Origin of the sequence: Methanoculleus sediminis (genome assembly GCF_001017125.1) — an archaeon.
GTDB classification, from domain to species: Archaea; Halobacteriota; Methanomicrobia; order Methanomicrobiales; family Methanoculleaceae; genus Methanoculleus; species Methanoculleus sediminis.
This window is the reverse complement of sequence record NZ_JXOJ01000003.1, coordinates 1-11,372: the sequence shown is the minus strand read 5'-3', so window position 1 is coordinate 11,372 and position 11,372 is coordinate 1. Positions and strand designations below refer to the sequence as shown.

Genomic DNA, 11,372 nt, shown 5'->3' with positions numbered 1-11,372 from the left:
GATGGACCGAGCGGGAATTGAACCCGCGGCCTCTACCATGCCAAGGTAGCGATCTACCCCTGATCTATCGGCCCCTGTTACCCTACAATGTTGATCGTGATCACATAATAAGGATTGGGGCGGGCCGCCCCCCTATCCCTCCCCGGCAAGGCCGGAAAGCCGGGAGAGCACCCGTTCCCGCGCATCCTCCATCTTCGGGCGCACCACGGCGATGCCGTTCTTGATGCAGGGGGCGAGGAGCGGCACCGCGCCCTTCGGCGCCGGGGTCCGGGCGGGGAGCACGAGGCGCCGGCCGCCGGGGAGGTCGTAGACCTGCTTTGCGCTGCTGCGCTTCCCGCGTTTCGCGTAGGGCCTGCCCTTCATCTCGACGATGTCCATCGCGAAGTCGATCACCGGGGCGTTCGCGATCGCGCCCCCGACCCCGAAGGCGTCGGCGACGTCGCGGTAGGCGGCGACCTCTGCGCGCGACAGACCGCCCGAGAGGAAGATCTTCACGTCCGGGTAGCCGTTGACGTCGAGCTCCCAGCGCACCTCCTCGATGATCGCCCGCATGTCGCCGCGGCGCGACCGCGGCGTGTCGAGCCGGACGGCCGCCGCCCCGCATGCCGCCGCCCTGACCGCCTCGTCCGTCTCGTCGGAGAAGGTGTCCGCGAGCATGATCCGCGGCACCTCCGGGCCCGCCCCCTGGGCGAACGCGAGCCAGGCGTCCTCCTGCTCCGGGTAGCACATCACGAACGCGTGCGGCATCGTGCCCGCGAGCGGGATCCCGTCCGGCGCGCAGGTGTTGCTCACGGCGTCCGCCCCGCCGATCCAGGCCGCCCGCTCGATCATCGCCGCGATCGCCGGGTGCTGGCGGCGCGAGCCGAAGGAGAAGACCGGCCGGCCCCCCGCGGCCAGTTTCATGTGGGCGGCCGCCGACGCCACGCCCGAGGCGTGGCAGAGGAACCCGAGGATGGCCGTCTCGTAGACCGCGAAGTCCCGGTAGCGCCCGGAGACCCGGAGCACCGGCTCGTTTTTGAAGAAGATCGAGCCCTCCGGCATCGCGTCCACGTCCACCGGAAGGCCTTCGAGCAGTTTTATGACGTCGTCAAGCCCGCAGAAGACCCCCCATGGGTCGGGGAGCATCGACGCCGTCACCTCCATCGTGACGTGCGGGTTGATGCCGTCCCGCTCCATCACCTCCACGACCCGCCGGAAGTAGATATCCGTGCACTTTCCGTTCTTGATGGCGTCCTCGCCGACCACCTCAAACCAGCCCATGATATTCCGGTTATCGCGATGGCGTAAATCCTTATTGAACCGATCCCGCGCCGGCGCAAAGGTGAATCTTTTGCAGTAGGACGTCACACACTCTAACGAGAATGTCGCACGGAGAAGCGTACACAGCAATACCGGCCGGCCGGGGGCGGGCCTGATGCTCGGGATCATCGGGGGCACGAGCCTCCTCTTCGCCGACCTGCCGCCGCTCGAGAAGACGGCCGTCGCCACGCCCTACGGGAAGGCGGAGGTGCATACCGGAGAGTTCGCGCTCCTCCTGCGCCACCAGCACAACCTCCCCCCGCACCGGATCAACTACCGCGCGTGCCTCGCCGCGCTCGCCGTCCTCGGGGTGGACGAAGTCGTCGCCTTCGGCTCCGCCGGGTCCCTGAAGCACGAGATCCCGCCGGGCTCGATCGTCATCCCCACCGATTATTTAAGCGTCACCGACATCCCGTCCATCCACGAGTGCACCATCGACCACGTCCGGCCGGAACTGGACGCAGACCTGATCCGCACCCTCGCCGAACTGGTGCCGGACGCCCGGACCGGCGGCGTCTACGCCCAGACCCGCGGGCCGCGGATCGAGACGGTCGCCGAGGTCAACGCGCTTGCCCGCGTGGCGGATATCGTCGGGATGACGGTTGCAAGCGAGGCGACGCTCGCCCTCGAGCTCGGGATGCGGTTTGCCGCCGTCTGCACCGTGGACAACTACGCCAACGGCCTCGGGGAAGAGACCCTGACCTACGAGCACATCCTCGCGACCTCCCGGGCGAACTGCCGGAGAACCGAGATCATCCTCGAAAATATCGTGGAGCGACTTGCATGAACGAGATATTCACCGCCCCGGGATCGGTCCTGATCGCCGGGGTCATCATCGACGGATCGACTGCGGATATCGCGATCGACGAGGAGGGCCTGATCGCGGGAATCGGCGAGGACGCGAGGAAGACGATCGACGCCGATACCGTCATCGACGGCTCCGACCGGCTCGCCATGCCCGGCATGGTCAACACCCACACCCACGCCGCGATGACCCTGTTGCGGGGCTACGGGGACGATATGCTGCTGCAGGACTGGCTCTCGCAGAAGATCTGGCCGCTCGAGGCCCACCTCACCGGCGACGACGTCTATGCCGGCACCAGACTCGCGTGCCTGGAGATGATCAGGAGCGGCACCGTCGCGTTCAACGACATGTACTTCTTCATGGACCGGGCGGCAGCGGCGGTCGACGAGATGGGCATGCGGGCGACGTTCGCCTACGGGTTCATCGACCTCGGGATGGAGGAGAAGCGGGAGGCCGAGATAAGAGCGACGGAAGCCCTGGTCGCCCGGATCCGATCGCTTGATAACCCGCGGATCAAAGCCGCCGTCGGCCCCCACTCCATCTACACCGTCTCCCCCGAGGGCCTCCGCTGGTGCGGCGAATACGCGGCCGAACAGAATATCGGCATCCACGTCCACCTCTCCGAGACCGAGAAGGAGGTCGTCGACTGCGTCGCGCAGTTCGGCAAACGCCCGGCATACCTCCTCGACGAGTGCGGCTGCCTCACCCCCCGGACGGTCGCCGCGCACTGCTGCTGGCTCGACGAGGCCGAGTGCCGGCTCCTCGGGGAGCGCGGCGTCTCCGCCTCCCACAACCCCGCAAGCAACATGAAACTCGCCGTCAACCGGGCGATGCCCTACCACTGGCTGAAACAGTACGGGGCGAACGTCTCTCTCGGGACCGACGGCTGCGCCTCGAACAACAACCTGGACATGCTCGAGGAGATGAAGTTCGCAGCGCTCCTGCAGAAGTTCGCCTGGAACTCCCCGACCCTGCTGCCTGCGGGCGAGGCCATCGGCATGGCGACGAGTGCAGGCGCCCGGGCGCTCGGCACCGGCCCCGGCACCCTGACCGTGGGGGCCCCGGCCGACATCGTCCTCCTCGACGCCCGTGCGGTCTGCAACACCCCGCTCTTCCACGCCGACTCGAACGCCGTCTACGCCTGCAACGGCGGCGCGGTCATGACCGTCCTCTGCGGAGGAAGGATCCTGATGCACGAGCGGGAGGTCCCCGGAGAAGAGGAGATCGTCCGGGAAGCCGCCGCCGCGGCACGGTCGCTTGTCGACCGGGCAGAAGAGGCCTCCTGACCCTATTTTTAAAAAAGTGATTACGCCGTCTCGATCTTCGACTCGCTCTCGAGCCCGAGTTCCTCGATCGCCATCTCGCGCATCTTGAACTTCATGATCTTGCCCGAGACCGTCATCGGGAAGTCGTCGACGAACTTGACGTAGCGCGGGATCTTGAAGTGCGCGATCCTGCCGCGGCAGAACTCCTTCACCCCGGCCTCCGTCAGGACCGCGCCGTTGTCGGTCTTGATCCAGGCCATCAGCTCCTCGCCGTACTTCTGGTCCGGCACCCCGATCACGTAGGCGTCGGCAATCTGCGGGTGGTTGTGGAGGAACTCCTCGATCTCGCGCGGGTAGATGTTCTCCCCGCCGCGGATCACCATATCCTTCAGGCGGCCGACGATCTTGACGTAGTCCTCCTCGTCCATCGTCCCGAGGTCGCCGGTATGGTTCCAGCCGTGCTCGTCGATCGTCGCCCGGGTGGCGTTCGGGTTGTTGTAGTAGCACCGCATCACGCAGTAGCCGCGGGCGCAGATCTCGCCGGTCTCCCCGCGGGGGACGATCTTCTTCGTGTGCGGGTCGACGATCTTGATCTCGGTGTGGGGGAAGGGCTTGCCCACCGTCGAGACCCGCCGCTCCAGGGGGTCGGCGGTCGTCGTCATCGTGACGCCGGGCGAGGTCTCCGTCTGCCCGTAGACGATCACGATCTCGGACATGTGCATCTTCCTGTTGACCTCCCGCATCACCTCGGTCGGGCAGGGCGACCCGGCCATGATCCCGGTGCGGAGCGTCTCGAGCCGGTACTTCGGGAAGTCCGGGTGGGAGAGTTCGGCGATGAACATCGTCGGCACGCCGTGGACCGCCGTGCACCGCTCGTCCTGGATGGCGCGGAGGACGTCTTCGGCGTTGAAGACCGGCGCGGGGAGCACCATCGCGGCGCCGTGGGTGACGCTCGCCATGTTCGAGAGGACCATACCGAAGCAGTGGTAGAACGGCACCGGGATGCAGAGCCGGTCCTCGTGGGTGAACTTCATCCCTTCGCCGATGATGAAGCCGTTGTTTAAGATGTTGTGATGGGTCAGGACGACCCCCTTCGGGAACCCGGTCGTCCCGCTGGTGTACTGGATGTTGACCGCGTCGTCGAAGTCGAGCGAGACCTCCCGCTCCCGGAGCTCCTCGGGGCTGATGAGGTCGGCCTTCTCCATGAGATCGTCCCAGGTGTACATCCCGTTGTAGGGGATGTCGCCGAGGAAAACGACGTTTTTCAGGAACGGGAACTTGTCGCTGTTGATCCGGCCGGGCTTCGCCTCGAACGCCTCCGGGCAGGACTCGTAGAACATCCCGACGTAGTCGGAGGTCTTGAACCGCCCCTGGATGAAGAGCGTCTGCACCTCCGACTGCTTCATGGCGTACTCGAACTCGTAGGTCCGGTATGCCGGGTTGATGTTCACCATGATGGCGCCGATCTTTGCCGTGGCGAACTGGACGAGCACCCACTCCGCGTAGTTCAGCGCCCATATGGCGACCCGGTCACCGCGCTCCACGTCGAGCGCCATGAGGGCGCGCGCGAGGATATCGACGCGCTCGAGAAACTCCGCGTACGTCCACCGGGTACCCTGGTGGACGGAGACGAGTGCTTCGCTCTCCGGATGCTCCGCCGCTATACGGTTCAGCATTTCACCGATGGTGATGCCGAGCAGGGGTATCTGCGAGTTCCCACACGCGTAACTGCCCTCAACCATTCTATATAAATGGGTGCCGGGACGGTTATATGATTACTGGTTTTTTCCGGCGCAATCCTTATACTGCATGGCCGTCAAAGGTATAGAGGGCAAGGGGGTCGTGGCCTAGTCCGGAATGGCGACGGGCTCCAGCGGTCTTTGCACGTGATGAACAATGGGTCTCCTGATAACGAGATGATGACCCGTTGGAGCACTGATGCATGTTCGGAGAGACCCGTCGATCGTGAGTTCAAATCTCACCGACCCCACATTCTTACGATCTTAATCCGATACCGCAGGGTATCCCGGGAACTTCTCCTTCGTACCTCACGTGAGGCTGTATCGTTTATCTATACTAATGACTCACGCGAAGATCGGTAGAGGGGTTCTGTAATACCCTTCGCGGCTTCGCGTCCTTCGCGTGAGACCGTATCGTTATCGGCACCAATTAGTTCACGCGAAGCCGCGAAGAACGCGAAGATATCCTAAAAAAATCATTCCGCCTTCTCCTCCTCTGCGGCCGCGGCCGCCCGGTGCCGGCGGCTCTCCTTATAGGTGAGCGCCGATATGTCGCCGTCGCTCTCGATATAGGCCACCCGCACCTTCTCGATGCCCCGGGCACGGAGTGCGATGGACGGGACGTCCGGAGCTCGAGCACTCGAAGAGTGCGAGCCGTTCGAAGAGATCGTCGTGGGTCATCAGTTCCCGCCTGAGGCTTCTTTCGATCACGTGGCCGTTCTTGGGCGGGTCCGGGGAGACGATGCTGCGAAACCGCCTGCTCTTGAACTGCCCAAAGGAGACGAGCACCGAGAGGAGGAGCAGCGTCGATGCGCTGACCAGCCCGGCAAGGAGCGAGTCGTCGCCCGCGGTGAGCGCCTCCGAGATGCTCTCGGATATGATCAGCAGGAGGATCAGGTCGAAGGGCGTCAGCCGCCCGAACTCGTGCCTGCCGATGACCCGCATGACAAGCAGGAGGAAGAAGTAGATCACCGCCGCCCGGAGGATGAGTTCGGGGAGCGGCGTCTGGAGGACGAAGAGTTCCGACATGAGCGTGAGTGAACCGGGGCCGGATTATACCTTCCCCTGTTTTAGAGAGACGTTCGCGTCCGGTGCCGGGGTGCGGGCATGCGAAACCCGGCAACCCGTCCCGGAGACGCCTACCTATACCCACAGGCAGGATACGCTTCCTCTCAAACCGGATGTCCCGCACATAATGGTTTCGCCCTGACCGGGAGGTCTTTAATACCTGCTTCACCAATATTTCAGCACTATCTGAGGGCATCCATATGTATCTCATCGGTGAAGCATTGGTTGGAGACGGCGCAGAACTTGCGCACATAGATCTGTTAATAGGAAACAAAGAGGGCGCGGTGGGGCAGGCGTTTGCGAATTCCATCTCGCAGCTCTCGAAGGGGCACACACCGCTCCTCGCGGTCGTCAGGCCGAACCTGCCGGCGAAACCCTCGACGCTCATCATCCCGAAGGTCACCTTAAAGAAAGAGTACCAGGTGAACCAGATGTTCGGGCCCGTCCAGGCCGCGGTGGCGAAAGCCGTCGCCGACTCGGTCGAGGAGGGCGTCTTTGAGGGGATCGACATCGAGGACACCGTCGTCATGGCGAGCGTCTTCGTTCACCCGACCGCAGAGGACTACAACAAGATCTACCGGTTCAACTACGGCGCAATGAAACTCGCGCTCCGCCGGGCGCTCGACCGGTTCCCCGACGTCGAGACGCTCCTGCACGAGAAGGACCGGGCGGCCCACGCGGTCATGGGATTCAAGGTCCAGCGGCTCTGGGATCCGCCGTACCTCCAGGTTGCTATGGATCTCGTCGACAGAAACCACATGAACAGGGTTCTCGACGAACTGCCCCAGAACGACCACCTGATCATCGAGGCCGGGACGCCGCTGATCAAGAAGTTCGGCCTCTCAATCATCTCCGAGATCCGTGAACGCCGCCCGAACGCGTTCATCGTTGCGGACCTCAAAACCCTCGACACCGGCAACCTCGAGGCCCGGATGACCGCCGACGCCGGCGCCGACGCCGTCGTGATCTCCGGTCTCGCGCCCATCTCGACGATCGAGAAGGCTATCGAAGACACCCGGAAGACCGGCATCTACACCGTCATCGACATGCTCAACGTCAAAGACCCCGTCGCCGTCGTCAAGCAGCTGAAGGTGAAGCCGGACGTCGTGGAACTCCACCGGGGCATCGACGTCGAGGATACCGCCTACGCCTGGGGAGACATCCCCGCGATCAAGAAGGCCGGCGGCGAGCGGCTGCTGGTCGCGACCGCGGGCGGCATCCGGCAGGGCGTCGTGAAGGACGCGAGGAAGGCGGGCGCCGATATCCTGGTCGTCGGCCGCGCCATCACCGCGAGCAAGAACATCCAGCACGCGGCCGAAGAGTTCCTCCAGGAACTGAGCACCGAAGAGATCGACCAGTTCAGAATCATGACCGACTTCTAAGTCGGCCGATATCTTTTTTTCCCGCCGGAGAGGAGCCGGTGTTGCGGCGACAGAAACCGTCCCGGACAATAGGTTAGCGTGAGCGAAACGGCAACGGATAACCATGTCGTTTCCCGGCCAGGTAGCCCGGCTCTTCGGCGTTGCCCGGGGGGAGGTGTACCTGCTTTCGGCGGTCGGGAAAGCGAGCATATCTTCGGGATATTTCTCCGGGAGCCGCCTTGCCGCCATCGGCGAGACCGTTATGGAGCGGATCGCGAGCGGGGAGGAGGGTTGCCGGAAGAACAGTATCTGATCTGGGCGGAAAAGGGGTTCCGGCAGAGTACCCGCCCCGAAAAATCAGAAGGCCCGACATTCAAGCCCCGGCAAGGCCTTCTCCCCTGCCGGTCTACCTCATTGCCGGGGCCGGTTTAAAACAGGCTTACCGGTTGGCCGGTAAGTATTATGTCCCGGTGGCGCATCAGGGTATGCCCCGTGGGGGCAGGAGGACGATGGTTTGAAGAGACAGATTCTCCTTGCAGGGATCGTGTGCGTATGCGTTGCTCTGCTGCTGGTCACGCCCTGCCTGGCAGCACAGCACGGGCAGAAATGTCACGTGAAGATGGACCCGATAAAAGGCACATGCCATGTCGGGGACTTCTTTGTGATATCCGGAAAGACGAAGAATATCCCTGACGGATATATGTTGGACCTTAACTTTGAGAGTGCACAGAAGTCCGTTGTACCGCTCTCGGCGCCTGTCGTCAACAACCGCTACACGGCCACTATCGATTCCAGGTACCTGGGCGAGGGGAGGTGGAGCGTCTGGGCTTCGGCTCCCTGGGTCGGATTCCCGCCCTGGAATCTTCCGAACCCTGCAATAAGCCAGACGAGATCGTTCACGGTTCTCCCCTGACTCAACCCTTTTTTTGCAGTCCGGAGACTGCAGTGTGGATGGCATCGGCGATGTTCGTAATATTAATAAAAACAAGCCGGGATAGCCGGGTTGGGAATGAGATTCATACAGGTTGTGGGCGTGCTCGCCGGCGCCTTTATTGGAACTCCGGGTCTGCTCCGGTTTCTCCAGGGTATGGCAAATAATTGAGATGCGCCCGATACTCTGTGTCGCGGATTGTGAGCCCATCGCGGGCGGATCACCCTCTTGAGCCGCGGGCGGGGCGGTTGCGGCCATTGCCGGGATTGGCATCGCTCTTTTCAGTGCGAGGCGCGGGGGAAGTTAGACGAGCGACCAACCCTGACGACTGTCCACAGGCGTATCGGACGAAGTTGTCTGGGGTGTCGTCGAGGGATACCTCCCGGTTCTCGCCGGCGAGGTGCAGGCTCTTCTGGCAGAGGACGGGTAGAACGTGCCGTTAAGGTTCAAAAAAGAGGTTTCGGGCTGACGGCCCCCCCTCACGCCCGCTCTTCCAGGTGGACCTTCAGCCCCTCGTTCTCGACCGTCGTGGCGATCGCGATCCGGAGGCCTGCCGACGCGAGGATCTTCGCCACCTCCTCCTCGGGCCGGCCGGTGATGACCGCGATCGACGGGCCGACCGAACTCATCCCGACGAACTCGAGGCCGGCGTCACGGAGCGCCGCCATGTAGCGGTAGATCTCGAACCCGTGGTGCTCCACCTCGGCGCGCTTCGAGCCCCGGAACTCGATCTCCCAGATAACGTCGCCGATCTTTCTGAGGTCCCCACGCTCCAGCGCGGGGATGAGGTCCATCAGGACGAGGTATGACTTCAGCTCCCGGTCGCGGTAGTCGAGCGTCCGGGCCTTGTTCATCAGGAGGTCGAACTCCTTCTCCCCCGCCGACGAGATCTCGGAGGACGGGATGGCAATGTAGACGTTCTTGCCCATCCCGAAGGCGTGCCGGTAGATGAGCGCCAGTTCGTCGCCCATTACCACCATGCCGCCGTGGGTGCTCGCCGCGGGACCGACACCGGTCTCGAACCCGAACGCGACGTTCCCGGCCACCGTCTCCTCGACGAAGTTGCAGCCGAGGAGGAGGCGGAGCTGGTCGCTCGTCAGCGGCGAGCCCACGGCGACGTTGAGAGCGTTCGCGACCGCGATCAGGATGGTGCTCGTCGACCCGAGCCCCACGTGCTCGTACTGGTGGTCGCGTGCGCGGATCTTGAAACCGCCCTCGTATCCGACGACCTGCCGGAAGGCCTCCGCGAAGTGCCGGAGGATCGGTTCGCGGGTATAGTCGATCTCGAGCCCCGAATCCGTGCACTCGACCTCGGCGGTGCAGTAGACCCCGATCGCAAACCCGATCCCGCCTCCCCCGGGGCGGTCGGGAGAGAACCGGTTCATGTCGAGCACGGTGAGGTGAATCCTCGCCGGGGCGCGTGCGACGACGGTTCCGGAGACCGGCGCGAGCCGGTAGTCCTTTTTGAGGCCGCACGGGCGGATATTCTCGCCGGGGGAGAAGGAGGTGAACTCGTACTCGACGAGGTCGAGGTCCCCGCCCCGGATCTTCATAACAGGCATGCTGATACCCGGTTAGCGTGTACGGTCAAAGAAGATATCCTTTCCCGATGCCCGGAGCGGGATGCCGTAGGCTACCCCGCAGCCGTCCAGCCACCCGAGCGAGAGCGCCCCGACTCCGGCCGAGTACATGACCCGGTTGTCGACGTTGTGGAGGCTCGCGGTCTTCACCGCGGAACCGACCGCGATCCCGAGATCCGCCATCCTGACGATGCAGTTCGGGCCCCGGAACGGGGTGGCCGGCGGGTTTAATTCGCGCTGGGCGTCGAGCATCTCCGCACAGGTTGCGTAGCCGCACCCGCCGCAGTCCAGGCCCACGGCGTCGGCGAGGAGCGAGCCGATGAGGAGGCAGGCGTCGCTTGCCGCGACGTTGCCCGAGTCCCTGATGAAGAAACCCAAATCGTGCTTCTCGCCGTGTTCCCGCATCGCCCCGGCGAGCTGCTCCTTCTCCCCACCCGTGACGATCATCGTCCTGATGACGTCGGTGCCCTTTGCCTTCGGGGCGGTGCGGGCAGAGAGCGCCATCAGCCGGGCGACCACCTCTACGGCGTCTGATTCAAAGACCATGTGTGTACGTGGCCCCGACCCCAGATAAGGGTATGCCCGGAGGGGTCGATACCTTTTTTACAGATCCATCTATGGCGGATCTGTCATGGCACCGGAGAAGAGTCTTGAAACCGCCACGTTCGGCGCGGGATGTTTCTGGGGCGTCGAAGAGACGTTCCGGCGCGTGCCGGGCGTCGTGGATACCGCAGTGGGGTTCATGGGCGGCACCGTCGAGAATCCGTCCTACCCCGAGGTCTGCACCGGAAGGACCGGGCACGCCGAGGTCGTGCAGGCGACCTACGATCCCGGCAGGGTCTCGTACCGGGAGCTCCTCGACGTATTCTGGAACGCCCACGACCCGACCACCCCGAACCGGCAGGGGCCCGATATCGGGACGCAGTACCGGTCGGTGATCTTTTACCGCACCCCCGAGCAGGAGGCCGAGGCCCGGGCGTCGAAGGAAGAGATGGAACGCTCGGGGAGGTTCCGCCGCCCCATCGTCACCGCGATCGAGCCCGCGGGGACGTTCTGGCGGGCGGAGGAGTACCACCAGCAGTACTTCGCGAAGCGCGGGGGCGGGCAGTGCCGGACGGTGTGGTAGGGGGACAGGAGGGGTAAGTTTAGGCTGGATCTCTGTCGGGCTGCGGTTAGAGGGATCGGGCGTTCTTATGCTAGAGGGTTATGACCCGGTGCTGGGATTCCCGCGCTCCGTCTAGCCATTCTCATGCTTCTCGGATAGTAGAAACGAGAGTAAATCCGATGCAGTGGACCGTGGGAATATCGCCACGCAGGGGGGTGG

The 11,372-nt window shown here is 63.9% G+C and carries 11 protein-coding genes and 2 tRNA genes; 7 read left to right on the top strand and 6 right to left on the bottom strand.

Annotated elements, in window-relative coordinates; all coding sequences use genetic code 11:
* Positions 1-2: 2 nt before the first annotated feature.
* Positions 3-74: transfer RNA gene (locus SZ63_RS07620), tRNA-Ala, on the bottom strand.
* A gap of 58 nt (positions 75-132) precedes the next feature.
* Positions 133-1,260 (bottom strand): nicotinate phosphoribosyltransferase, encoded by a 1,128-nt coding sequence (locus SZ63_RS07615; protein WP_048183883.1) that lies wholly within the window; start codon positions 1,258-1,260, stop codon positions 133-135.
* 154 nt (positions 1,261-1,414) lie between these two features.
* On the opposite strand from SZ63_RS07615, the gene SZ63_RS07610 reads away from it, so the two are divergent.
* Positions 1,415-2,086, top strand: coding sequence for an MTAP family purine nucleoside phosphorylase (locus SZ63_RS07610; RefSeq protein WP_048183880.1), 672 nt, complete (start codon positions 1,415-1,417; stop codon positions 2,084-2,086).
* Positions 2,083-3,390: an amidohydrolase family protein gene (locus SZ63_RS07605; RefSeq protein ID WP_048183877.1), complete on the top strand. Its 1,308-nt coding sequence runs from the start codon at positions 2,083-2,085 to the stop codon at positions 3,388-3,390. Before SZ63_RS07610 ends, SZ63_RS07605 begins: the two co-directional genes overlap by 4 nt.
* Before the next feature lie 20 nt (positions 3,391-3,410).
* On the opposite strand, the gene SZ63_RS07600 is transcribed toward SZ63_RS07605, so the two are convergent.
* Positions 3,411-5,111: an AMP-binding protein gene (locus SZ63_RS07600; protein WP_048183874.1), complete on the bottom strand. Its 1,701-nt coding sequence runs from the start codon at positions 5,109-5,111 to the stop codon at positions 3,411-3,413.
* A gap of 94 nt (positions 5,112-5,205) precedes the next feature.
* On the opposite strand from SZ63_RS07600, the gene SZ63_RS07595 reads away from it, so the two are divergent.
* Positions 5,206-5,359, top strand: a tRNA-Trp gene (locus SZ63_RS07595).
* A gap of 280 nt (positions 5,360-5,639) precedes the next feature.
* Here the strand turns inward: SZ63_RS07595 and SZ63_RS12425 are convergent.
* Positions 5,640-6,137, bottom strand: a complete 498-nt coding sequence (locus SZ63_RS12425) for a DUF421 domain-containing protein (protein WP_052959095.1) — start codon at positions 6,135-6,137, stop codon at positions 5,640-5,642.
* A 239-nt stretch (positions 6,138-6,376) separates the two neighbouring features.
* Here SZ63_RS12425 and SZ63_RS07585 point away from each other — a divergent pair, with 239 nt between their 5' ends.
* From SZ63_RS07585 to SZ63_RS07575, 3 genes are all read left to right on the top strand, one after another.
* Positions 6,377-7,558: a bifunctional 5,6,7,8-tetrahydromethanopterin hydro-lyase/3-hexulose-6-phosphate synthase gene (locus SZ63_RS07585; protein ID WP_048183870.1), complete on the top strand. Its 1,182-nt coding sequence runs from the start codon at positions 6,377-6,379 to the stop codon at positions 7,556-7,558.
* Positions 7,559-7,661: 103 nt separating this feature from the next.
* A complete protein-coding gene (locus SZ63_RS07580) occupies positions 7,662-7,850 on the top strand; it encodes a hypothetical protein (RefSeq protein ID WP_048183866.1) in 189 nt (62 codons plus the stop codon).
* 201 nt (positions 7,851-8,051) lie between these two features.
* Positions 8,052-8,450, top strand: a complete 399-nt coding sequence (locus SZ63_RS07575; RefSeq protein WP_048183863.1) for a hypothetical protein — start codon at positions 8,052-8,054, stop codon at positions 8,448-8,450.
* A gap of 497 nt (positions 8,451-8,947) precedes the next feature.
* On the opposite strand, the gene SZ63_RS07570 is transcribed toward SZ63_RS07575, so the two are convergent.
* Both SZ63_RS07570 and SZ63_RS07565 read right to left on the bottom strand, forming a co-directional pair.
* Entirely contained in the window at positions 8,948-10,030 is a 1,083-nt protein-coding gene (locus SZ63_RS07570) for a GHMP family kinase ATP-binding protein (protein ID WP_048183861.1), read from the bottom strand.
* Positions 10,031-10,042: 12 nt separating this feature from the next.
* Positions 10,043-10,594, bottom strand: a complete 552-nt coding sequence (locus tag SZ63_RS07565; protein WP_048183858.1) for a ferredoxin domain-containing protein — start codon at positions 10,592-10,594, stop codon at positions 10,043-10,045.
* Between the two features lie 85 nt (positions 10,595-10,679).
* Here SZ63_RS07565 and msrA point away from each other — a divergent pair, with 85 nt between their 5' ends.
* On the top strand, positions 10,680-11,174 hold the full coding sequence (gene msrA, locus SZ63_RS07560) for a peptide-methionine (S)-S-oxide reductase MsrA (RefSeq protein ID WP_048183855.1): 495 nt from the start codon (positions 10,680-10,682) through the stop codon (positions 11,172-11,174).
* Positions 11,175-11,372: the final 198 nt, after the last annotated feature.